Source organism: Chelativorans xinjiangensis (genome assembly GCF_009812055.1).
In the GTDB taxonomy this organism is placed as follows: Bacteria; Pseudomonadota; Alphaproteobacteria; order Rhizobiales; family Rhizobiaceae; genus Chelativorans; species Chelativorans xinjiangense.
The window spans coordinates 16,330-38,948 of sequence record NZ_WQNH01000008.1; the positions used below are offsets into that span (position 1 = coordinate 16,330).

A 22,619-nucleotide genomic window follows, 5' to 3' on the forward strand; every position below is an offset into this window, starting at 1 on the left:
TCCCGCTGCCTTTTTGCAAGCACGACCGCCAGCGGCAGCGAGCCGACCACGTTTGTCGAAGCACCAGGCGTCCGGGCGAATGCAAAGTCGGCACGAATTCCCTGTTGCAATCGGCCGGCAGTTCAGCCATATAAGCGCCGCTTACGGCTTTCGCCGTGCGAGCGGGTGTAGCTCAGGGGTAGAGCACAACCTTGCCAAGGTTGGGGTCGAGGGTTCGAATCCCTTCGCCCGCTCCAAAATTCCTTAAATTTAAATGGCTTAGGGCTCGGGGTATCCGGGCCTTTCTGCTGTCTGGACGCCGGGGAGTCTATGGGGGAGTGGCCCTGCTCCTAGCTGGTCCAAAGCTCGAATGCGGCGTGCACCTGATCCACTCGAACAGAAGCTCGGCGGCGATCCTTAAGGCCAGCGTAGAGCACCGGATGCCCGTCTACCTCGTCTGGACCACCCGACTTTTCGAGCAGCGTGACCTCCAGGGTCGTCACCGCAAGCTCCCGATCGGGAAGATTTAATGCCTCGGTCGCGTTGGCGAGTACTGCATTTTCGGAACCAGCCTTAGCTGCCCCTGCCAAAGCCGATCCGCTCGGCGCCTTCCCGGAACAGGGCCTCGGCGTCGGGTGCGAACCTCAAGGCGGTGAGGAAATCGTCGACGCTGTAGCTCGGAAGCGTCTCGCGGATGGCCTTCACATAGGCCCGGCCCTCCTCCACCCTGCCGGCCAACGCGAGACAATGAGCGGCTATGGCGCGGATGACGACATGGGCATTGGGCCGCGCGGCCGCCTTGACCGCCCATTCCGCGGCCTCCTCGAACTGGCCGAGACGAGCATGAGCCATCGCCCGCGAGCCAAGCATAGCGAACAGCAGAGGGTCGAACGGACTCAAGCTGCGCGAGTGATCGGCCGACCCGATGGCGGCAACCGGGTTCCCCGACTGGGAATGGACGAAGGCGAGCGCATAGTGGCCGAGCGCGAAATTCGGGCTGAGGTCCACCGCCCGCTCCAACTCGCCGAGAGACTCGTCCCGGCGCCCGCGCAGCCATAGGGCGCGGCCCATCGCCCAGTGGGCAGCCGGGTCGTGGTCGTCAATGATGAGGCTTCGGCCTGCCGCCTCGAACGCGAGATCAGTCTCGCGCTCACGATCCGCCCAATGCTGAAAGGCGCTCTGCCAGTGGGTGAAGGACAGGCCTGCATAGGCGCGGGCAAAGGTCGGATCCAGCCGCACCGCCATCTCGAAGAAGTGCCGGGCCTGCTCGTTGTCGCCTCTGGTGAAGCGATACATATGCCAGAGACCGCGATGATGGGCCTCCCAGGCATCGAGCGAGTTCGGCGGCTTGAGGATTGCGCGGTTCTTTTCCGCGGCCTCGATCTCGTTGGCGATCGAGGCGACAATCCTGTTGCCGATTTCGTCGAGGACGATGAAGGCATCGTCCGCCTTGTGGTCGAAGGCCTCCGCCCATACGATTCTGGCCGTACGCGCCTCGACCAGTTCGATCGTCACGGTAAAGCGGCCTCCATCGCGCCGCAGCATCCCGCTGGCGACGTAGTCGATATCGAGCCGTCTGGCGGCGTCTTCGGGCCCGATATTTCGCTCCGCAAGGGCAAAGACTGAGCCTTGTGCGATTACGAACAGGCTCCTCAGCTTGGCCAGGCGGGTGATGATATCGTGGGTGAGGCCGTCGGCGAGCCCGCCGCGAAGGCTGCCTGCGTTCGTGTGCTCCAGAAAAGGCATGACGGCGAGGGAGGCGCGGCGGGCCGTGAAAGCGCCGGTTTCAGCGGAGCCGGCCACCGACACCGAAGCGGAAGCCGCTGGGATCGCTTCGATGGGGCGTGATGCGACTGCCCGCCGGTCCCTGAGGGTCCGCCACGCTTCACGAATCGGCGCGAAATCCAGATCTTCAGCTCCAAAGAGCTTGGCGGTCGCGGCAAGATGCTCCTCGCATTCACCGATTTGGCCGCGCGCCGACAGCCCGCGCAACAGCGTCACATGCGCGCGCCCGTCATACGGGGCAAGCTCGACCCACTTGTCCAGCAGCGGAAAGGCCTCGTCGGAGCCCGCAGGGAGGCTTTCGACGAGGTGCTCCAGCACAGCCGTGTGGCAGGCCCGGAGGCGGCGTCTTTGCGCGGTGAGCCAGCTATCGAACTGCGGGCTGCGGTCAATCTCCAGCCCTTCCATGAAATCGCCTGCGAAAAGGCTGGAGAGCGCTCGCAGGCGCTCCGCATCCAGCGTCCCTATTCCTTCCTTGGCCGCAGCCGTGATCTCGATGGCGTCCACGAAGCAGCCGCTAAGGTCGAGTGCGACCATATCGTCGGATGTCGCGACCCGGTGCCGGCCGGGCCCGTCGAGCATGCCTCTGAGCTTGCTGAGACACCACCGCAGCTCGCCCCGCGGATCGTTCGGAACGTCCCAGAAAAGCTCGCAGAGACGGCTGCGCCCGATCGCATGAGGGGTGAGAGCCAGATAGGCAAAAAGCGCGCGCACCTTTCGTGAGGCCGGAAGGTCCAGCACGGTGCCATTCCGGTCGATTCTCAGAAGGCCGAGCATCCGCACATGGACGTCGTCGACGCCCAACGACGGGGATTCCACGCGCCTTTCCACGTTCTCTCCAACGATGGGCTCTTTGCGCGCATTCTATCATCGAATCAGGCGGACCGCATCCGGCATCGAGCTGGACGCCTGCCCGCTCCCGACGTGTGGAGCGGGCGGAAAGAACGACTGAGAAAGAGGAGGAATAACAATGACCCTGTGTAGGAGTTGTCGTGTCTCGCCGCCGGCGCTCTACGGCGCTGTCGCGCTCGGCGCGCTTCTCGCCCTATCGGCAACACCCGTGCCGGCGGACGAGGAGCATCATGCCGCAGTCACCGAAGACCAGGTGGAGTGGAAGCCCGGCCCGCCCCCTTTGCCGGCCGGCGCTCAGATCGCCGTACTGCACGGCAACCCGGCCGAGGAAGGCCAATTCGTCTTTCGGCTGAAATTCCCCGCCGGCTACGCGATCGCACCCCACCGCCATCTGAAGGAGGAGCATGTCACTGTGGTTTCGGGGGGCTTCGGCATGGCCACCGGAGAGACGTACGACCGCGGCGCGGCGCCCATCCTGCCGCCGGGAAGTTTCGTGCGCATCCCCGTCGGCACAGCGCATTTCGCCTGGGCCGACGAAGAGACGGTCGTCCAGCTCAACGGCATCGGCCCGTTCGGTGTCGAATACGTTAATCCCAGGGACGACCCGCGCACGAACTAGCGCATCGCCCCGAAAGTCGGAATCGATTTTCGGAAAGCACGATGCGTAGATTTGATAACCTACAGCGTCCTTGTAGCGTCCTGAAGGACGCACGGCGCTGTAGGGGCTATGATCGGCGACCGGCCTGCCGCGGTCCTGCGCTGCAAGCGGAGGCAGGCCGGCTGCGCTGCATCGGAACCACCGGGAAGTCCGGGTTCAACGTGATCACCAGGAGATCGTTCATGCCTATCCAAGCAACGATACGTACGACGGCAGGCCGAGGCCGCCTCTTCGGCAGCATTCTCGACACGGTGGGCGACACGCCCACGATCCGGATCAACAATCTCAGCGTCGAGAATGCTACCATTTATGTAAAGGCGGAATTCTTCAATCCCGCCGGATCGGTCAAGGACCGGCTGGCTCTCAATATCATCGAGGAGGCCGAGCGTACCGGGGCTCTGAAGCCGGGGCAGACGGTCGTCGAGGCGACCAGCGGCAACACCGGGATCGGCCTCGCCATGATCTGCGCGCAGAAGGGCTACCCCCTCGTCGTCACCATGGCCGACAGCTTCTCCATCGAACGCCGTAAGCTGATGCGCATGCTGGGCGCAAAGGTCGTGCTGACACCGCGCGCGGAAAAGGGCTTCGGCATGTACAGAAAGGCGGTCGAGCTGGCCGAGGCCAATGGCTGGTTCCTGGCACGCCAGTTCGAGACCGAGGCCAATGCGGATATCCACGAAGCGACCACGGCGCGCGAGATCATCAACGACTTTGCCGGGTCCAGGCTCGACTGGTTCGTGACCGGCTATGGCACCGGCGGCACGGTCGTCGGCGTCGGGCGCGTGCTGCGCCGGGAAAGGCCCGAAACGAAGATCGTGCTCAGCGAGCCGGCCAATGCCCAGCTTATCGGTAGCGGCCATGAACAAAAGCGCGCGCCCGACGGCGCCCCGGCCGCCAGTCACCCCGCCTTTGAGCCGCACCCGATCCAAGGCTGGACTCCCGACTTCATCCCCCGTGTGCTGCAGGAGGCGATCGATTCCCGCTTCTATGACGAGGTCGTGCCGATTGCCGGACCCGAGGGCATCAAATGGGCCAAGGCGCTGGCTCAGAAAGAGGGTATCTTCACCGGCATCTCCGGTGGGGCCACCTTCGCCGTGGCGCGTCAGATCGCTGAACGCGCACCCGCCGGTTCCGTCATCCTTTGCATGCTGCCGGATACGGGCGAGCGGTATATGACCACACCGCTCTTCGAGGCTATCGAGGCAGACATGGATGAGGAGGAGATGGCGCTCTCACGCTCCACGCCAGGCTTTCAATTCGCCGCCTGAGCGGCAAGGAGGCCCCGTGAACGACATGCAGAACGCCCTGGGCGAGGAGGTAGAGACGCTCGATCCAGGCGACTGGAGCAGCATACGTTCGCTCTCGCGCCGGATCATCGATGATTCCATCGCCTATCTGCGCGATGTCCGTGACCGACCGGTGTGGCGGGAGGTGCCTGCGGAGGTGAGAGCCTTCTTTGACACACCCTTGCCACGCTCGCCAGCGCCGCTCGCCGAGGTCTACCGCGAGGTCGCGGAGAACGTGATGCCCTACCCGATGGGCAATGTTCATCCGCGCTTTTGGTCCTGGTATATGGGATCGGGCAACTTCACCGGGGCGCTGGCAGACTTCCTGGCGGCGGTCCAGGGCTCCAATCTCGGCGGTGGCAACCACGCCGCCGTGTTTGTGGACAGCCAGGTGGTGAACTGGTGCAAGGAGATGATCGGCTTCCCGGCTTCGGCCAGTGGTACGCTGGTCGGCGGCGGCTCGATAGCGAACCTCATCGGGCTGACCGTGGCGCGCAATGTGAAGGCCGGCGTCGATGTACGGGAACATGGCGTCGCCGCCATAGAGAACCCCTTACGCTTTTATGGCTCGGATCAAATTCACAGCTGCCACCGCAAGGCCGTGGAAGCGCTCGGGCTGGGAAACCGGGCCCTGCGGCGCATCGCGACGGACAGTGAACTGCGTATCGACGTAGCCGCCCTGCGAGCGGCGATTGCGGAGGACCGGGCCGCCGGGTTCCGTCCCGCCTGTGTGATCGCAACAGCCGGGACGGTGAATACGGGCGCCATCGACGATCTTCAGGCCCTGGCGAAGCTGGTGAGGGAAGAGGATCTCTGGCTCCATGTCGACGGCTGCATCGGCGCCCTGCTTGCCATCGCTCCGAAGAATGCCCACCGCGTCGCCGGGATCGAACATGCCCATTCCGTGGCGCTCGATCCACACAAGTGGCTGCATGCGCCGTTCGAGGTTGGCTGCGCCATGATACGGGACGCAGCTGCCCACCGCGGCACCTTCGCAGTCGCCCCGGAATACCTCGAATCGACGCCGCGCGGCCTCGCATCGGCTCCATGGCTGCACGATTACGGTCTGCAGACCACCCGCGGTTTCCGCTCACTGAAAGTCTGGATGGCGCTCAAGGAGCACGGCGTGGACACGTTCGGCCGGCTCATCGACCAGAACATCGCTCAAGGCGCCTATCTCAGCCAGTTGATCGAGCACGAGCCCCTTCTTGAACTGGTTGCACCCACCAGCATCAACATCGTGTGCTATCGCTTCCGCCCGGCGGGAGTGCCAAGGGAAGTGGACGACGAGGCGCTGAAAGCGCTCAACATCGAGATCATGCTGCGATTGCAGGAGCAAGGCACGGCCGCGCTCTCGGACACGACGGTGCACGGCAAGCATTGCCTGAGGGTGGCAATCAACAATCATCGAACGCGGCGCGACGATCTCGTTCTCCTGGTCCGGGAAACCGTTCGCCTTGGGCGCGAAATCTCCGGCGCGTAGCCCTTCCGTCGTCCGGCCCTCCGATCGGCTTCCGGCCAAGGAGTTGGAGATCCGACAAGCGAAATTGAGAGATCTTTGCATTTAAGCGAATAGGCTAAGCCTTTCTCTACGATACTTCCGGCAATCCCCGCCGAGTTCGGCGCGCTGTGTGAAGAAATATCCAATTATTAAGGTGTGCGGCGGTATTGCGTGCATCGGACGATATTGGGGGCAGAGGTTTGTGCGGCTTTGGTGGATATTTCGGCTCCGGCGTGGCGCCGGCTGAGGCGAAGCCGCTGCTTGAGCGGATGGCCTCTACTGTCGCGCACCGCGGTCCCGATGAACGCGGCGTGGCCGTCTTCGCCGACGCGGGCCTTTGTCACACGCGCCTGTCGATCGTCGGCCTTGCGGACGGCCAGCAGCCCATGTCCATCGGGGATGGGCGACTGTCCATCGCCTTCAACGGAGAAATCTTCAATTATGTCGAGTTGCGTGAGGCGCTCCGCTCGCGCGGCAGGGTCTTCCACACCTCCAGCGACACCGAAATCATCCTGCATCTTTACGACGAGAGGGGGCCGGACTGCCTCGCCGACCTCAATGGAGATTTCGCCTTCGCCATCTGGGATGCGCAACACCGGCGCATGTTCCTTGCCCGCGACCGGATGGGCGTGCGCCCGCTGTTCTACACGACCGTCCGAAACACGCTCTTCTTCGCGTCGGAGGCGAAGGCGCTTTTGCGCGTGCCAGGTGTCGAAGCCGAAATAGATCCGGTTGCACTCGACCAGATCTTCACGCTCTGGGTGCCCATTGCTCCGCGCACCCCCTTCAAAGGCATCCATGAGCTCGAACCGGCGAGCATGATGATTGTCGAACAAGGCAAGCAAACGGTAAGGCCCTATTGGTCGCTTTCCTTTCCCGATCATTGTTCGCGCAGCCGCTACACGGACGAGAACGCTGCTGCCGAGGAGTTGCGCGCACTGCTTGCGGATGCCACGCGTCTGCGCATGCGGGCCGACGTGCCGGTGGGCTCCTACCTTTCGGGCGGTCTCGATTCCTCGATTGTCTCTGCGCTCGCGGCGGGCATGACACCGGAGGTGCTACGCACCTTTTCGGTCGCCTTCGACAGCGAGGAGCATGACGAGAGCGCCTTTCAGAAGGAGATGGCGGCCGCCCTCGGGACGATGCACAGCTCCGTGCAGTGCCGGGATGACGACATCGCCGCTGTCTTCCCCGAGGTCATCCGCTTTACGGAGCGGCCGATCCTGCGGACGGCGCCCGCGCCGCTTTTCAAGCTCTCCGCCCTCGTTCGCGAGAAGGGCTTGAAAGTCGTGCTTACGGGCGAGGGGGCGGATGAGGTGTTCGCCGGTTACGACCTTTTCAAGGAGGCGCGGGTGCGCCGCTTCTGCGCGCGCCAGCCGGGCTCGCGCATCCGGCCCCATCTCTTCCGCAAGCTCTACCCCTACCTGCCGGGCCTCAAGCAGCAGTCGGCGGAATATCTGGCCGCCTTCTTCGGTGCGGGCGCGGATGCGCTCGACGATCCTCTGTTTTCCCACAATCCCCGGTTTCGGGCGACCGGGGCGGCGAAGCTGTTCTTCTCCGCGGATCTGCGCGAGGCCCTTTCCGGCTACGACGCGGCGGAGGAACTGGCATCCCGCCTGCCGGCGGAGTTCGGCCGCTGGCATCCGCTGCACCAAGCGCAGTATCTGGAATCGCGATTCCTCCTGCCGGGCTACATTCTTTCGAGCCAGGGCGATCGCATGGCGATGGCGCACGGTATCGAGGGGCGCTTTCCCTTCCTCGACCACAGATTGGTCGAGTTTGCCGCAACACTTCCGCCGGAGATGAAGCTGAAGCGGCTGGTCGAAAAGCATATCCTGCGCGAGGCGAGCAAAAACCTTCTGCCGGAAACGATCCTGCGACGGACAAAGCAGCCTTACCGCGCGCCCGACAGCCAGTCTTTCAGGGGGGCAGGCGAGAAGGACTACGTCCGCGAGGCCATGAGCGCGGAGAAGCTTGCCGCCGGCGGCCTCTTCAATCCGGCCTCTGTGTCCAAGCTCTTCGCGAAAAGCCGCCAGCAGCCGCTCACCGGGTTTCGCGACAACGCCGCCTTCGTCGGCATTCTTTCGTCTCAGCTCTGGCTCGAGACATTCACGGGTTCGCGCTTCCGGGCCTCGGAGGCCGCGTAAGCTTTAAGGAGATGGGAATGACGAACAACATCAAGGATAGCGTGCGCGCGTTCATCGTCGAGAATTTCCTATTCGGCGACACGTCCTTCGCACTCGAAGGAGACGCATCGCTCATCGAGAACGACATCATCGATTCGACCGGTGTGCTGGAGCTCGTCGCTTTCATCGAAGAGCAGTTCGGACTGACCATGGCCGATGCTGACATCGTTCCGGCGAATCTCGATTCGCTCGACCGGATCGCTGCTTTCGTCAGCGCCAGAGTGGGCGCGGAGGCGTCTCTGTCCGCGTGAGCGGGGAGGCTGGAGATCCGGTATGCGTGTCGAAGAGTTCCTGAAACGCAGCGCCCTGGCCGATGGAGCCAAGACGGCTCTGATCTGCGGCCCCCGGCGGCTTTCCTACGACGAGATGGATGCGCTGTCCGACCGGTTGGCGGCAGCCTTGGCGTCGAGCGGCGTGCGCCGCAACGACCGCGTCCTGGTCTTCATGGACAATTCCTGGGAGGCGGCGGTCTCCATCTTCGCCGTGCTGAAGGCCGGCGCCACCTTCAGCCCGATCAACGCTTCCACCAAGGCCGAGAAACTTGCCTATGTGGCGGGGGATTGCGAGGCCGCGGCGGTGCTGACGCAGGCCAAGCTCCTGCCGGTCGCCGCCGAGGCGCGCGTGCTTTGCGGCCGGCCGTTCGTTCTCTTCTCCACGCAGAGGCCTGGGGAGGCTGTGCCGGACGGCGCCCTCTCCTTTGCCGAGGCTCTGACGACCGAGCCCGTTCCCGTTTCGCATGGCGGCATCGATGTCGATCTTGCCATGCTCATTTATACCTCCGGCTCCACCGGCCGCCCCAAGGGCGTGATGATGACGCACCGCAACGTGGAGGCGGCCGCCACATCCATTACCACCTACCTGCGCAACACGCGGGAAGACATTATCCTGAACGCCCTGCCGCTCGCCTTCGACTACGGGCTCTATCAGCTCCTGATGTCGGTCAAGCTCGGCGCGACACTGGTGCTGGAGAAGTCCTTCGCTTTCCCTCAGGCGATCTTCGAACTGATGCGCAAGGAAAAGGTGACCGGCTTTCCGCTGGTTCCCACCATGGCAGCGATGATCCTGCAGATGCGCGACCTCCAGCCCGGTTTCCTGCCGAGCCTGCGCTACTTTTCCAACACCGCCGCCGCCCTGCCGCCGCCCCATATCGCCCGGCTGCGTGAGCTGTGCCCGGGTGTCGATCTCTATTCCATGTACGGGCTCACCGAATGCAAGCGTTGCACCTATCTGCCGCCGGAGGAGCTTGACCATCGGCCGGACTCGGTCGGCATCGCGATCCCGAATACCGAAGCTTTCGTGGTGGACGAGGACGGCAGGCCCGTTCCACCCGGCACGGTGGGGGAATTGGTGATCCGTGGTCCGCACGTCATGCAGGGCTACTGGCGCAACGAGGAGGCGACGGCCAGGATGCTGCGACCGGGCCTCAATCCGTGGGAGAAGGTGCTCTACACTGGAGATCTCTTCCGCACCGACGCCGACGGCTTCCTCTATTTCGTCGGCCGCAAGGACGACATCATCAAGACGCGCGGCGAGAAGGTGGCGCCCAAGGAGGTGGAGGCGGTCCTTCACGCCCATCCGTCAATCGCCGAAGCCGTGGTGACGGGCGTGGCCGATCCCGTGCTGGGCCATGCCATCGCAGCCATGGTCGTCTCGACCGACCCAGCACTCTCCGAGCGCGACGTCATCCGCCATTGCGCCCGGCACCTGGAAGACTTCATGGTCCCGAAACTCGTGCGGTTCGTCAGCGATCTGCCGAAGACGGACACGGGCAAGGTCAGCCGCAGGCTTGCGGCCGAAACGATAGAGCCAGCCGAATGACACACCATTCCGTTCAAGACGCCGCTTTCTTTTCGTCCACGGCGCTCGCCATCGATCCTGCCGCCGAGACGGAACGGATCGTAGCCGCGCTCAGGGCCCAGCTGCGCTCGCTGCGCAAGCGCGGCCTCGTGCTGGGCGTGTCGGGGGGCGTGGATTCGAGCGTGTGCACCGCGCTCGCGGTCCGGGCGGTGGGCGCGAAGAACGTTCTCTGCGTCTTCATGCCGGAAAACGATTCCGATCCGGAGAGCCTTTCGCTCGGCCGGCAGGTCGCCCGGACCTTCGGCGTCGATAGCGGCATCGTGGAGGATATCGGCCCGAGCCTTCAGGCGATGGGCTGCTATGAGCGGCGCGACAGCTTCATTCGCAAGCTCGTTCCCGACTACGGCCCCGGCTGGGCCTCGAAGATCGTCATCGCCAACGCGCTGGAAGGAGACGGCTACAACATCTCCTTCCTCGTGGTGCAGAATCCCGAAGGAAGGCAGACGAAGCTGCGGATGACGCCGGAGGTCTATCTGGGGGTCGTGGCGGCGACAAACATGAAGCAGCGCACCCGCAAACAGATCGAATACTACCACGCCGACAGGCTGAACTTCGCCGTCATCGGCACGCCCAACCGGCTCGAATATGACCAGGGCTTCTTCGTTAAGAACGGCGATGGAGCAGCCGACGTGAAGCCGATCGCCCATCTTTACAAGTCGCAAGTCTATGAGCTTGCCGCGCATCTTGGTGTCCCGGAAGAGATCCGACGCAGGCCGCCGACAACGGATACCTACTCGCTGCAGCAGACACAGGAGGAATTTTACTTTTCGCTCCCCTACGACCGGATGGACCTGTGCCTTTACGGCCTCAACCACGGCATACCGGCATCCGAGGTTGCGGCGGCGGCGGCGCTCACCGAGGAGCAGGTCCAGCGTATGTGGGCCGATATTGCGACCAAGCGCAAGACAACCCGCTACCTCCACCTCGGGCCTCAACTGGTCGAGACCGTAGCTGAAATCGCCTCCTGAAAAGGCTTGGCGCTAGTCGAACCTGCCGCCGATTAGCCGGCTCCAATGTTCGCCCGCAATGCCGTTCAGAAATCCCTCGCCCTCTTGAAGTCTAGGGACGATCTCGGCATCGCGCGCATGCACGACGGTCGAGGCAAGATGCGTAAAGGCGACGCGCCGTCCGAGCATGGCTTCCAGCAGGGCCGGCTGGGTGCGGCCGCGCAGGCCGGCGAGACCTTGGTCCGCGGCGTGGGCGAACATGGCGTCGATCACGGCGTCCGCCTGGCCGGGAAGGGCAAGCAACTGCAGCACACGGCCGATGCGGCCTGGCCCGCCGTGATAGAAAAAGCCGCCAATCGCCCTGCCCGTCCGCGAAACGACTTTGCAGAACCTGGCAGGCCCGTATTCCTCCTTGCTTTGCGCGTCAGCGAGGACCTGCTCAAGCTGCCCCGGCGCCCATTCCGGCCGGAGGGGGAAGTGGGCGGTGAATGGCGCAACCAGCCCGGCGAAGTCGTCCCGGGTGATTTCAACCGCTTTGCAGGCGCCCGCACCCTTCCAGTTTTCCGGTATGCCGGACCACCGCAAGGCATCCGCCGTCATGCGTCCGCGGGCGAGCGTATCCATCATGCCCGCCAGTGGCGACAGCATCCGTAGCGCACGGACCTTCCCGGAAGCCGCTTGCGCAAGGAAGGAAAAGGGCCGGATCACGCGGACCCAGTCGAGACTATATTGCGGCAGCTGCACGCCGCGCAGCCGCGTCCACATATTGGCCGACACCTCGCTCGCCGTCTCGCTGAAAGAGATGTCCTGAGGCCCGGCGAGGAATGCTTTCAGAAGCCGCGCGCCGGCCATGGGATCGCTCTCGCGATCTTCCACCATAAGCGAGCCGCAGATGGCCGCGCGCAGCGGCCGGCCCTCGAACGTCATTGGCAGCGTGGTCACGCCGATGAAGCCTGAAATGCTGCCGTCTTCCCTCAGATGCACGAGCGAGGCGATCTCCGGGTCGTGCCCCGGAAATTCTAGGTAAAGCCGCCGCAGATAGACGGCGAGCGCTTCGGGCGGGCGCCGGTGTCGATCCCTGAAGATGCGCTGAAACAGCCCGGTGACGGCCGGGATATCGTCCTCCCTTAGCGGCCGAACGGCTGTCATTGCTCGTGCTTCTTGCGTGCGATCGCGACACGCGGCATGCCGGCGACGTCCGGGGCAAAGCGGACCGGCTCGTAGAAGCCGGCCCGGGTGAGGAGAATCTTGACCTGGCGGTCCTGCCCTTCGCCGAATTCGAAGGCAAGCCATCCGCCGGGCTTGAGAAAGGCCGCTGCTTCGCGCACGAGGCGCTGGTGGATCGAGAGACCGTAAGGCCCTCCGTCGAAGGCTTCCCTCGGTTCGTTTTCGAGCAGAGCGGAGCGGTCGCCTTCCAGCCGAAGGGTCGAGATATAGGGAGGGTTGCAGACGACGAGATCGGCTCTCCCCTCCAGCCCCTCATCCTGGAGCCCGGAGAAGAGGTCGCCCTGCACGACCTTGACGGCGCCGGCGAGGCCGCAACGTTCCGCATTTCGCCGAGCAAGAGCCACGGTGTCGTCAGTGAGGTCGGATGCCCAGACCCTTGCCGTTGGAACCGCCGCAGCGATAGCCAGCGCGAGGTTGCCCGAGCCGCAGCACATGTCGATCACGATGGCTTCGCTGGACACTTCCCGCAGCAGTTCGACCGTGCTGCGGCCCAGAAGCTCCGTCTCTTCACGCGGCACCAGAACGCCGGGAGCCGTCTCCAACTCGATGCCCATGAAAAGCACCGACCGTGCCAATGGCGGCCTCTCTACAGGAATTGCTTCGATCGTTTCTTGCTTCGCCATCCCGCGCCCCTCTTCAAATCGAACTTCGATATAGTCGACACAGGTAAATGGAGCTTGAAGCGGGTTACGAAGCTTCTGGACGGCGCGTTAACCGCAAGATCATTCCCGCCGCGTATTAAGGCCCGAAGTGGAATAGAACGATTACCGGCGATCCGGTCTCTCGCCGGCTCGAGGGACGGCGCGCGGCAGGGCTTGGAATTTGATGTTCAGGGGCAAGCACATCACAGGCGACTTCAGGTCCCTCCTTGCGACACTCACCACCTACGTGGCGTCGAGCGGCAGCCTTCTCGTCAGCTCCGCCGCGCAGTTGGTGACGTTCGCAATCCTCGCCCGATGGCTTGGCGTCGAAGAGTTCAGCCTGTTCGTGGCGATCACCGCTATCTGCAGCGTCGCGCTACATCTGTGCGGACTCGGTGCCATGGAAACTCTGGTACGGCGGGTGGCGCGAGACCCTTCCGCCTATCCCGTCATGCTTGGTCACAATCTTATCCTGACGGGCATCAGCGGAATGATCCTGGTGGCTGCAGGGGCGGTTGTGCTGCCCTTCCTGTTCAAGCTTTCAGGCAGTCCGATCCTCAATGTCGTCTTCATCATGGCCATGCTGGTCACGAATATCGTGCTCGTCCGGCTGATTGTGCTGACGGAGCAGATATTCATAGGACGCAGCGAGTTCGGCACGGCTAACATGGTGGTCGTCGGCTTCGCGGTCGCAAGGACGATCGCCGCGGTCTTGGCCTGCGTCATATTCGGCGTGTCGACGACGGGACAATGGGCGATCTGGCAGTTCGTCTGCCATGTCCTGGTCGCGCTCGTATGCTGCCGCGTGCTCATGCGGCTGGGTCGGCCCGAATTCAGGATCGTGCGGGAGGAGATCATGAACGGGATCTACTTCAGCGTTCCGTTCATCCTCCGGGCCGCCCGTCAGAACGTCGATCTCCTGGTCCTAAGCCTCGTTTCGACCGCCGAGATCGTGTCGAGCTACAGCGTAGCCCGCAGGATGCTGGAAAGCAGTTATCTCTCGGTCGAGGCGCTCAATCGGCTCATCTATCCCGGCTCGGCGAGAGCCAGCGCGGGAGGACTGCACCACATGGCCAAGCGGGTCAAAAAAGTTCTTGCCGCTGCGACTTTGATCTCTGTCGCCGCGGCCATTGCCGTGTTTATCATCGCGCCGCTCTTGCCCTATCTGTTCGGCCACGACTACGTTTCGCTCGTCTCCTTCGTGCGCCAGATGTGCTGGATCGTCATTTTGCTCGCGATCTGGTCGGTTGCGGTGGAGGCGCTGGGCGCATCCGGTAATCACGCCTATCGCGGCACCGTGATGGCTCTCGGCAGTCTCTTCGGCGCTGTCTTGACCGCCTGGGCCAGCTGGTATGCGCCGCCGACAGGCACGATCGTTTCCCTCTACGTCATCGAGTTCGCAATGGTGGTGGCGTCATGGCTCGTCCTCGTGCACGTCATCCGCAAGAGCAAGGGTTCGGCGGCCGAGGCAAGTCTTCTTAGGGAGGCACAGCCATGAAGGCCATCGAGATGGACGATACCGGCGTCATGGTCGCGCCGGACAGCAAGGACATGGCGGCTGATCCGATCGTCGCACGGCGGCGGGGACGTGTGCGCCCGATGAAGAGAGGCGATATCGCCGCCGTCGCCAAGCTGTTCAACTGCATCTTCAGGAAGAACGAGGCGGACGGAAGCCGGGAGCTCAACCGCTACCTGGAGACGGTAACCTTCTCCAGCCCCCTTTACACGCCGGAAACCGGAAGCATCGTCCATGAGAATGCCGAAGGGGAGATCGACAGTGCCGTCCTATCCGTTCCCATGCAGCTGCAGGTAGGCGAAAGAACGCTTACGGCAAGGCTCCTTTGCGCCTTCATGGCAAAAGGCAAGTCCGGCGCCCTCGGCGCGGCCCATCTGGCAAGAACGTTTCGGGCGAAGCACCAGGATTTCTGCTTCTCCGACAATGCCTCGCCGCGTAGCGCCGATCACTGGGAGGCCGGCGGCGGGCACATATTGCCTATCCAGAGCCTGGAGTGGCGGCGCGTCTTCCGTCCTTTCACGAGCAACCTGCAGCGGCTTTACGTTGCCGCTCCGGCCTTGCGGAAGCTCCCGCTGCGCATCGTCGCCCTCCCGCTCGACCGGTTGGCCCGGCGGCTGTTGCCCTCCTTCAAGCCGGCCACCGCCCCCGGATATCGCGTGGAGCCAGCGGGTTACGAGGAATTCAGGGAATATGCGAGCACCGTGCTCAAGCGCTTTTACGTGCGGCCCGCATGGTCGGCCGGGGAATTCTCCTGGCTTATCGGGCTGGCGAGTCAGAACCTCACGTGCGGCACGCTGAACTGCCGTAAGGTCCTCGACCCGAAGGGCGAGACAGCGGGCTTCGTGCTCTATTTCGGCGAAGCAAACGGCATCGCCCGGGTGCTCAACCTCATTTGCACCCAAGGAAGGGAGCGAGAGGTCGTCGGGCAGTTGTGCGCCTTTTTCGATACCGAAGGATATTGCGATGCAAGGGGCATGGCCCAGCCCTTCCTCATGAAGGCGATTATGCGGCAGCGGCAGCTCACCTTCAGGCACTCGGGCTATTTCTGCATGGTCAGCCGCCATTCCGAGATTGTGGACGCGGCTCTCTCTGGCGACATGTACATCGGCGGGCTTGCATCGGAAAGCTGGAGCAACCTGCTCGTCGCGTTCTGAGGAGCGGAGCCAGCGAAGGCGCGCCCGTTTCCCGTGGATTAAGACATGTTAAACCATAACGCTATAGGGTCCCTTCGACGTACCGAGGCCACGGTGTCGGGCTGAGCAGTGATGCGGATGAGACTGGCATGTATGAAGTAGCTGAACCGCGTCGCGGACCCGCAAAGCCGGCCCGGAACCGAGCCAAAAACCTGCATGCGCGGGGCTCACTTCTCAACCTGCTTTCCAACCCGCCCGCGACAGAGGAAGCGGAACCTGCCGCTGCACCGGCGCGGGAAGCGGAACCGGCCCTTGCACCGGCGCCACCTGTGCGCGGGAGCGCGGCCGACTATCTGGAAAAGCTGCGCCGAATCTCCCCGGACGACGTTCTCTTCTGGCTCGACCGCGGAAAGGTCCTGGTCGTTTCCTTGGTGCTTCTTTGCGTGGCGGCGGCTTTCGCCTACGCCATCACCGCATCGCCGCGCTACACGGTCTATACCGATATCGTGGTGGACCCGGCCAATCTGCAGGTGGTCACCGACGACGTGTTCGCCAGCAATCCGCAGCGCGACACGCAACTGCTCGAGGTGGAAAGCAAGCTGAGGATCCTCACCTCGCGCAATGTGCTGAACCGCGTCATCAGCGATCTGAACCTTACCGAAGACCCCGAATTCGTGAAACCCGACTGGTTGGCCCCCCTAAAGCGGCTTATCTCCAGCGGACCTGCTTCCGAAAACCGGCAACTGGCGGTTTTGCGCGCGCTTTCGGAGCGCGTGGAAGCGCGCAGGGAGGAGCGCTCCTACGTGGTCGTCCTCAGCGTGTGGACGGAAGACCCGATGAAGTCTGTCACCCTTTCCGACGCCATCGTCGACGCCTTCGAGGCCGAGGTGTTCGAAACCGCGGCCGGGAGTGCGGGGCGCGTGGCTGCAAGCATCAGCGAGCGGCTGGACGAGTTGCGCGCCAACGTCGCGGAGGCGGAGGCCCGCGTGGAGACGTTCAAGCGCGAAAGCGGTCTGCAGTCGAACGACGGCGAACTCGTCAGTATGCGCCTTTCCGGCGAACTGAACAATCAGGTGCTCGAAGCCCAGGAACGTCAAATCCAGCTCGAAATGCGTTACCGCCAACTGCGGCAGGCGCTGGAAGAGCAGCGCACTACCGCCTCCCCCGTGTTCCAGTCGGAAACGCTTATCGATCTGCGTGCGCAGCATGACCGTCTGCAGCAACAGTTGGGGGCGCTCGCGCTGGTCTACCTCGACAGGCATCCGCGCCTGCAGGCGATCAGGACCGAGCTTTCCTCCGTGCAGCGTGCGATCTCGGCCGAAGCGCAGCGCATCGTCGATGCCGCGAGGATCGACGCCGAGCAGGCCCGCACGGTAGCCGAGGAATTGCGGCTGAAAACGCGAGATGAAGAGGCGAAGGTCTTCGATGACAGCAGCGCTCAGGTGACCCTGCGCGAACTGGAGCGCGATGCCCGGGCGAAGGCCGCGCTCTACGAGACCTACCTCTCGCGCAGTCAGCAGATTACGGAGCGTCAGCAGATCGACACCAGCAACATCCGGGTGATTTCGCGCGCCGTGCCGCCCAAATCACGAAGCTGGCCGCCTCGCACGATGATACTGCTTGCAGCCGGCGCCTTTGCAGGGCTCTTGCTGGGCCTCTTCGCCGCCCTGACGCTCGGCTTGTTCGGATATCTTCGCGAGCCGCAACGCCGCGCCGTGTGATGAAGGAGCGCCTCTGATGCAGTCGGCGCAACTGACGGCCGTCGATCTGCCGGAGGGCGGGCTTCAGACGGCGGCACGCACGGTGCTGTTCATGGCGCTGTTCTTCTTCCTCTGGATCTCGCTGAACCCGTTCGTGGACTTGACGGGCGAGGCGGCTCTCGATCCCTCCGCGAGCAATTCGAACCGGCTCAACCAGCTTGTCTTCCTCGGGCTGTTCGGCGGCATCCTGCTTTTCGGAATGCTGCATCCGCTGCGCGGCGCGATATTCCAGCCGCTTGCGCTGCTGGTACCGCTTTTCTGCTGGATTCTGTTCGTCTCCATGATCTCCAGCCACCCGATGCTGGGCGTCAAGGGCGTCGTGCTGGCAGTCCTCGTGACGGTGAATGCGAGCATTTACCTGCTCATTCCCGCGTCGGAGCGCCACTTTGCCAAAATGATCGCGTTTGGCACGATGGCGGTGCTGGCGCTCTCCTATTTCGGGATTATCTTCAAGCCGACGCTCGCCATTCACCAGGCGTCCGAACTGCGCGAGCCGATGAACGCCGGATTTTGGCGCGGGCATTTCCCGCACAAGAACAGCGCCGCCGCAGCCATGGTCGTCTCCACCTTCTTCGGCCTCTTCGTCATGCGCGCGTGGTCGCGCGTTGGCGGTGCGGCCATCGCGGTGCTGGCGGCGTTTTTCCTGTTCAATACGGGGGGTAAGACATCCAGTGCGATGCTGCCGGCGATCATCGTCCTTACGTGGGCATTCGAGCGGTTCCGCATCCTGCGGGTGCCCATCGCCGTCGGAGGCATCGCTCTGTTCAACCTGCTGGCCATCGGCTCGGCGGTCATCAAGCCGTTCGGCGAACTGCTCACGAATCTCGGCATCGACGCGACCTTTACCAACCGCGCCGATATCTGGCGGTTCGCCTTTTCGGCAATTGCCGACAGCCCCATCCTGGGGCACGGGTTCAAGGCGTTCTGGCAGACGGAGGAGCTGGTCTACAGCGGCGGCACGATAGAAACCTGGGCCGTGGCCGCCGCCAATGGGCACAACTCCTACCTCGACATCACCCTCATGACGGGAGTGCCGGGGCTCGTGCTGACGCTGATCTGGATCGTTTTCCTCCCCCTTCGCGACATTTCGCGCATAAGGCCGGAGGAACAGCGTTCGCCCTTGACCCGGCTCTACACGCGCATCTGGCTTTACACTCTGTTCAACGCCGGCCTCGAAAGCCTGTTTTACGAAGGGGGCAACCCGCTCTGGTTCACCTTTTTGCTGGCGCTTTATGGATTCCGTTACCAATCTTCTGCCCAAATCGTCCATTCACCGAGAAGACTAGCGGGGTAGGGGCGTGCGGGGTCTTGCGAGGAAAGCCGATGAACTGATCGACCGCGCCGTCAACCGTCTCGTCTGGAGGACGGCGGAGGAGGAGCGGGAGGTGCTGACGGACGTACCGCTGGTCACCTTCACGTTCGACGACGTACCGGAGACGGCTCTGACCAACGGCGCGGCAATCCTGGAGAGGCATGGCGCCCGGGGCACCTTCTATGTGGCCGGCGGCATCGCCTCGCGCGTGGAGCGCGATCGCACGCTGATATCGAGGGAGGGCTGCCGCGAGCTCTCGATGCGCGGGCACGAGATCGGCTGCCACACCTTCGCGCACCGGAAGCTCCGCTCCCTGGGCGCCGACCTTGAGGCGGATCTGGAAAGAAACGCAGCCTACCTGTCGGCGGCCGGCGTCGAGCCACCTATTCGCAATTTCGCGTTTCCCTACAACGCAGCCTGGCCCCTGGCGCGACCGACGCTTCGCGCGCGTTATCTCACGTGCAGGGGAGCGGGCGAGGCCATCAACCGCGGCAAGGTCGATCATCTCATGCTCAAGGCCGTGGAGATCCGGCAGCCCGAGGCCTATGCCCGCTCGGCGACCCGGTGGGTGGACGACGTAGCGGCAACGCCTGGATGGCTGATCTTCTTCACGCACGACATCGCCGATACGCCGACCCAGTTCGGCTGCACCCCGGAGACATTCGAGCATCTGGTCGCCTATTCAGCGAAGAGCTGCAGGATCGTGACGATCGGCGAAGCTGTCGCACTGCTCGGCTGGGAGGGGGCAAGCCGATGACCATAGATGCGCCGCGGCTGCTTGCCATCAACAACTACTTCTACCGACGGGGAGGGGCCGAAGCGGTTTTCTTCGATCACATGGCGCTGTTTGCCGAGATCGGCTGGGATGTCGTGCCTTTCGCCATGCAGCACGACAGGAACGAGCCCTCCGCGTGGTCCGACTACTTCATCTCCGAGATCGAGTACGGCAACCAGCACGGCGCGCTCACGAAGGCAATGCACGCCGCCAAGGTCATCTATTCGCTGGAAGCCCAGCGCAAGCTTTCAAGGCTGATCGAAGCCGCGCCGCCAACGATCGCGCATGCGCACAATGTCTATCATCACCTATCGCCGGCCGTCTTCTCAACGCTGAAGGCAGCGGGGATTCCCGTGGTCATGACCGCGCATGACCTGAAGCTTGGCTGCCCCGCCTATAAGATGCTGCGCCGGGGCGTCGTTTGCGAGAAGTGCAAGGGAGGGCGCATCCACAACGTGGTCCTGAACCGCTGCGTGAAGGATTCCTTCGCCGTGAGCGGCATCGTGTTTGTCGAGACAATCGTGCACCGGTTGCTCGGGCTCTATCGGGACAAGGTCGACCGCTTCGTCGTTCCGAGCCGCTTCTATCGCGAGAAGCTCATCGAGTGGGGCTGGCCGGCCGAGAAGCTCGTCTACATCCCGAATTTCGTCAACGCATCGCATCTGAGGACGGATTGGGCGGAGCAGGACCATTTCGTCTACGCTGGAAGGCTGGCGCCGGAGAAAGGTATTACCACGCTCATTCGCGCCGCGGCCTTGTCCAGGCAGAAGCTCGTCATCGCCGGCACCGGGCCGGAGGAGGCGGCGTTGCACGCTCTAGCTCGCGATAGCGGCGCCGATGTCTCGTTTGCCGGCTATATGTCGGGCGAAAGCCTCCACCGTCTGATCGGCGGGGCGAAGGCTCTAGTCCTTCCTTCCGAATGGTACGAGAACGCGCCAATCAGCATTCTGGAAGCGTATGCGCTCGGAAAGCCGGTCATAGGCTCCGCCATCGGCGGCATTCCGGAGATGATCAAGGAAGGCGAGACGGGCTATACGGCTGAAGCCGGATCGCCCGAAAGCCTCGCGCAAGCCATGCTCACCGTGGCGTCCCTGTCGGCTGCTGAGCGCGCCGCGATGGGAATGCGCGGTAAAGAGTGGGTCTTGACCGAGTTTTCGGCAACGCGCTACCGGCAACGCATGCTCGACCTTTATGCCGCCCTTGTTTCGTCCGACCTCGGCGATATGCGGCGGCACGGAACGTAGTTCCTTGGGAGCAATTCCAGGAAAAGTGGAAACCGGTTTTCTTTCCGTTCGAAATTGCCGCAAAACAAGGAGTTAGACCAATCATCGACTCCAGGAACCGATGAACTGGTTTAGCGGTCCGATTCACGCTTCTTTTAGAGATCGCGGCTATCGTCCGGCCGTCATTCCTGGAGAGGTAATGTCCGACGTCAACACCGCAGCCGCCTGCGAGGGCCACGGCGCTAAGCCGCGAAAGCCGTCTGGTGGGCTTCTCCACACGTCCGAGCAGCCCATGCCTGCGGCAGCACTTCGCGCCGCCCGACCAGCCTCCGACGCCGTTCACCTGTCTTTGCCGGCCTCGACCGCCGCGTTCCGGAAGGGACGCGTCACCATGCTCGGCCTGCGCGGCATTCCCAACGTTCAAGGCGGGGTGGAGCGGCATGTCGAAATGCTCGGGTGCGAGCTCATTCGCCTCGGCTGGCATGTCACCGTAATCGGGCGCCGGTCATACCTGCCTGAAAAGGAGGCGACCAGCTGGAACGGCATCGATGTGGTGCCGATCTGGTCACCGCGGAAGGTGGCGCTGGAGGCAGCCGTCCACACACTTCTCGGCGTGCTTTATTCCGGTCTCCATCGGCCGGATATCCTGCACATTCATGCGATCGGCCCCTCGCTCATGGTGCCGCTCGCCCGGCTCCTTGGTCTGAAGGTCGTCGTGACCCACCACGGCTTCGACTATAACCGGCAAAAATGGGGCCCTGTCGCCAAGAGGATCCTGAAACTCGGCGAGTCGCTCGGTATGCGATTCGCCAACGGGCGTATCGCGATCGCTGGCGGCATCGCGGAGGCGATGCAGACCCGCTATGGCGTTCCCGTCAGCTTTATTCCCAACGGTGTCGCCATCCATATCGCCGAGGATGGAGGGAAGGCGCTCGAGCGCTCCGACTTGTCCCCGCAAGGCTACATCCTGACGGTGGCGCGCCTTGTCCCGGAAAAGCGCCAGACCGACCTGATCGACGCCTTCGCCAAGCTGAAGAACCCGACCCACAAGCTGGTGATTGTCGGCGGCAGCGAGTTCGAGACCCCCTATTCCCGCCAGCTCGCGGAAAAGGCACGCGAGGTGCCGGGCGTCGTCATGACCGGCTTCCAGACTGGGGACAGCCTCGCAGCGCTCTTCGCGAACGCTGCGCTCTTCGTCCTGCCGTCCAGCCACGAGGGAATGCCGATAGCGCTTCTGGAGGCGCTCGGGCACGGCCTGCCTATTCTTGCAAGCGACATCCCTGCCAATCTGGAAGTGGGCTTGCCGACGGAAGATCACTTCCCCTTGGGCGACGTCGATGCCTTGGCCGCGGCGATCGAGCGCAAGCTCTCCGCCATCTCTTCACAGGAGGAACGGCGCCGCAAGGCCCGGCAGATCGAGGATCGTTATGGCTGGGCCTCGATCGCCGAGCGGACGGCCGCCGTCTACCGCTCGCTGCTGGCCTGAACGCACGTTCGAGGAACCCAAAATGTCCCGGCATGGAAAAGCACGCCGCCATCGCCTCATGGGACTGCTGGTCTGGGCGCGACGGGCCGCGCCGTGGCTGATCTTCGCCGCTATTCTTCTGGCTACGCTTTCGCCGCTCGACATGCGTCCCCGCACGGGGTCCGTCCATGCGGAACGCTTCGCCGCCTTTGCCCTTCTTGGTTCCCTCTATGCTGTTGCCTTCCCGAGGCGCCTGGTTCTCGTCTGCATCATCGTCGCCTTCTCGACCGTCGCGCTTGAGCTCCTGCAACTGAGCCTGACGGATCGTCATCCCCGCTTTTCCGATCTCGCGGTGAAACTCGCCGGTGGTGCAGGGGGCATTTTCATTACCTGGATATCGCTGCGCCTCCTCGCGCGCCGCCGCAAGCGCCCGCAAGAGGCCAATACGGACTGGCCGCACTGGTCTGCGCGCAGGAACCATCATCCGCGTGCAGGCGCGTGAGCAGTCGGAAGAGGGGG

The 22,619-nt window shown here is 63.6% G+C and carries 18 protein-coding genes and 1 tRNA gene; 16 read left to right on the forward strand and 3 right to left on the reverse strand.

From position 1 onward, the window contains the following. The first annotated feature begins 161 nt into the window (after positions 1-161). Positions 162-236, forward strand: a tRNA-Gly gene (locus GM910_RS07555). Positions 237-552: 316 nt separating this feature from the next. Here the strand turns inward: GM910_RS07555 and GM910_RS07560 are convergent. Continuing rightward, a complete protein-coding gene (locus GM910_RS07560) occupies positions 553-2,538 on the reverse strand; it encodes a BTAD domain-containing putative transcriptional regulator (protein WP_159587024.1) in 1,986 nt (661 codons plus the stop codon). 193 nt (positions 2,539-2,731) lie between these two features. Between GM910_RS07560 and GM910_RS07565 the strand changes: the two genes are divergently transcribed. From GM910_RS07565 to nadE, 7 genes are all read left to right on the forward strand, one after another. Further along, positions 2,732-3,232 carry a cupin domain-containing protein gene (locus GM910_RS07565; protein WP_159586913.1) on the forward strand — a complete coding sequence of 167 codons (501 nt, stop codon included), beginning with the start codon at positions 2,732-2,734 and terminating at the stop codon, positions 3,230-3,232. A gap of 221 nt (positions 3,233-3,453) precedes the next feature. Then, a complete protein-coding gene (locus GM910_RS07570; RefSeq protein ID WP_159586914.1) occupies positions 3,454-4,539 on the forward strand; it encodes a PLP-dependent cysteine synthase family protein in 1,086 nt (361 codons plus the stop codon). Positions 4,540-4,564: 25 nt separating this feature from the next. After that, positions 4,565-6,040: a pyridoxal phosphate-dependent decarboxylase family protein gene (locus GM910_RS07575; RefSeq protein ID WP_159587025.1), complete on the forward strand. Its 1,476-nt coding sequence runs from the start codon at positions 4,565-4,567 to the stop codon at positions 6,038-6,040. Between the two features lie 218 nt (positions 6,041-6,258). Beyond that, positions 6,259-8,205 carry an asparagine synthase (glutamine-hydrolyzing) gene (gene asnB / locus GM910_RS07580; protein WP_159586915.1) on the forward strand — a complete coding sequence of 649 codons (1,947 nt, stop codon included), beginning with the start codon at positions 6,259-6,261 and terminating at the stop codon, positions 8,203-8,205. A 17-nt stretch (positions 8,206-8,222) separates the two neighbouring features. Further along, complete coding sequence (locus GM910_RS07585; protein ID WP_159586916.1) at positions 8,223-8,495, forward strand: acyl carrier protein; 273 nt, start codon at positions 8,223-8,225, stop codon at positions 8,493-8,495. A 22-nt stretch (positions 8,496-8,517) separates the two neighbouring features. Beyond that, complete coding sequence (locus tag GM910_RS07590) at positions 8,518-10,062, forward strand: class I adenylate-forming enzyme family protein (protein ID WP_159586917.1); 1,545 nt, start codon at positions 8,518-8,520, stop codon at positions 10,060-10,062. Beyond that, a complete protein-coding gene (gene nadE, locus GM910_RS07595; RefSeq protein ID WP_159586918.1) occupies positions 10,059-11,069 on the forward strand; it encodes an NAD(+) synthase in 1,011 nt (336 codons plus the stop codon). The genes GM910_RS07590 and nadE overlap by 4 nt, the downstream gene beginning before the upstream one ends. A 12-nt stretch (positions 11,070-11,081) precedes the next feature. Here nadE and GM910_RS07600 read toward each other — a convergent pair whose 3' ends face one another. Beyond that, positions 11,082-12,197: a hypothetical protein gene (locus GM910_RS07600; protein ID WP_159586919.1), complete on the reverse strand. Its 1,116-nt coding sequence runs from the start codon at positions 12,195-12,197 to the stop codon at positions 11,082-11,084. Further along, the gene (locus tag GM910_RS07605) at positions 12,194-12,898 is read right to left on the reverse strand and encodes a N5-glutamine methyltransferase family protein (RefSeq protein ID WP_159586920.1); all 705 of its coding nucleotides are present in this window, start codon (positions 12,896-12,898) and stop codon (positions 12,194-12,196) included. Before GM910_RS07605 ends, GM910_RS07600 begins: the two co-directional genes overlap by 4 nt. Positions 12,899-13,100: 202 nt before the next feature. On the opposite strand from GM910_RS07605, the gene GM910_RS07610 reads away from it, so the two are divergent. From GM910_RS07610 to GM910_RS07645, 8 genes are all read left to right on the forward strand, one after another. Next, positions 13,101-14,414: a lipopolysaccharide biosynthesis protein gene (locus tag GM910_RS07610; protein ID WP_159586921.1), complete on the forward strand. Its 1,314-nt coding sequence runs from the start codon at positions 13,101-13,103 to the stop codon at positions 14,412-14,414. After that, positions 14,411-15,586 (forward strand): GNAT family N-acetyltransferase, encoded by a 1,176-nt coding sequence (locus tag GM910_RS07615; RefSeq protein WP_246225909.1) that lies wholly within the window; start codon positions 14,411-14,413, stop codon positions 15,584-15,586. The genes GM910_RS07610 and GM910_RS07615 overlap by 4 nt, the downstream gene beginning before the upstream one ends. Positions 15,587-15,714: 128 nt before the next feature. After that, complete coding sequence (locus GM910_RS07620; protein ID WP_159586922.1) at positions 15,715-17,286, forward strand: GumC family protein; 1,572 nt, start codon at positions 15,715-15,717, stop codon at positions 17,284-17,286. A gap of 16 nt (positions 17,287-17,302) precedes the next feature. After that, positions 17,303-18,619 carry an O-antigen ligase family protein gene (locus tag GM910_RS07625; protein WP_159586923.1) on the forward strand — a complete coding sequence of 439 codons (1,317 nt, stop codon included), beginning with the start codon at positions 17,303-17,305 and terminating at the stop codon, positions 18,617-18,619. A 4-nt stretch (positions 18,620-18,623) separates the two neighbouring features. Continuing rightward, positions 18,624-19,394: a polysaccharide deacetylase family protein gene (locus tag GM910_RS07630; RefSeq protein ID WP_159586924.1), complete on the forward strand. Its 771-nt coding sequence runs from the start codon at positions 18,624-18,626 to the stop codon at positions 19,392-19,394. Next, positions 19,391-20,656, forward strand: coding sequence for a glycosyltransferase family 4 protein (locus GM910_RS07635; protein WP_159586925.1), 1,266 nt, complete (start codon positions 19,391-19,393; stop codon positions 20,654-20,656). The genes GM910_RS07630 and GM910_RS07635 overlap by 4 nt, the downstream gene beginning before the upstream one ends. Positions 20,657-20,927: 271 nt before the next feature. Continuing rightward, a complete protein-coding gene (locus GM910_RS07640; protein ID WP_201285432.1) occupies positions 20,928-22,121 on the forward strand; it encodes a glycosyltransferase family 4 protein in 1,194 nt (397 codons plus the stop codon). Positions 22,122-22,143: 22 nt separating this feature from the next. Next, the gene (locus GM910_RS07645; protein ID WP_201285429.1) at positions 22,144-22,602 is read left to right on the forward strand and encodes a VanZ family protein; all 459 of its coding nucleotides are present in this window, start codon (positions 22,144-22,146) and stop codon (positions 22,600-22,602) included. Positions 22,603-22,619 lie beyond the last annotated feature (17 nt).

Coding starts and splice junctions, on each gene's coding strand:
- GM910_RS07560 (WP_159587024.1), bottom strand. CDS start 2,538: ATGCTCGGCCTTCTGAGAATCGACCGGAATGGCACCGTGCTGGACCTT.
- GM910_RS07570 (WP_159586914.1), top strand. CDS start 3,454: ATGCCTATCCAAGCAACGATACGTACGACGGCAGGCCGAGGCCGCCTC.
- GM910_RS07600 (WP_159586919.1), bottom strand. CDS start 12,197: ATGACAGCCGTTCGGCCGCTAAGGGAGGACGATATCCCGGCCGTCACC.
- GM910_RS07605 (WP_159586920.1), bottom strand. CDS start 12,898: ATGGCGAAGCAAGAAACGATCGAAGCAATTCCTGTAGAGAGGCCGCCA.
- GM910_RS07635 (WP_159586925.1), top strand. CDS start 19,391: ATGACCATAGATGCGCCGCGGCTGCTTGCCATCAACAACTACTTCTAC.
- GM910_RS07565 (WP_159586913.1), top strand. CDS start 2,732: ATGACCCTGTGTAGGAGTTGTCGTGTCTCGCCGCCGGCGCTCTACGGC.
- GM910_RS07620 (WP_159586922.1), top strand. CDS start 15,715: ATGTATGAAGTAGCTGAACCGCGTCGCGGACCCGCAAAGCCGGCCCGG.
- nadE (WP_159586918.1), top strand. CDS start 10,059: ATGACACACCATTCCGTTCAAGACGCCGCTTTCTTTTCGTCCACGGCG.
- GM910_RS07585 (WP_159586916.1), top strand. CDS start 8,223: ATGACGAACAACATCAAGGATAGCGTGCGCGCGTTCATCGTCGAGAAT.
- GM910_RS07625 (WP_159586923.1), top strand. CDS start 17,303: ATGCAGTCGGCGCAACTGACGGCCGTCGATCTGCCGGAGGGCGGGCTT.
- GM910_RS07610 (WP_159586921.1), top strand. CDS start 13,101: ATGTTCAGGGGCAAGCACATCACAGGCGACTTCAGGTCCCTCCTTGCG.
- GM910_RS07640 (WP_201285432.1), top strand. CDS start 20,928: ATGCCTGCGGCAGCACTTCGCGCCGCCCGACCAGCCTCCGACGCCGTT.
- GM910_RS07590 (WP_159586917.1), top strand. CDS start 8,518: ATGCGTGTCGAAGAGTTCCTGAAACGCAGCGCCCTGGCCGATGGAGCC.
- GM910_RS07615 (WP_246225909.1), top strand. CDS start 14,411: ATGAAGGCCATCGAGATGGACGATACCGGCGTCATGGTCGCGCCGGAC.
- GM910_RS07645 (WP_201285429.1), top strand. CDS start 22,144: ATGTCCCGGCATGGAAAAGCACGCCGCCATCGCCTCATGGGACTGCTG.
- GM910_RS07575 (WP_159587025.1), top strand. CDS start 4,565: ATGCAGAACGCCCTGGGCGAGGAGGTAGAGACGCTCGATCCAGGCGAC.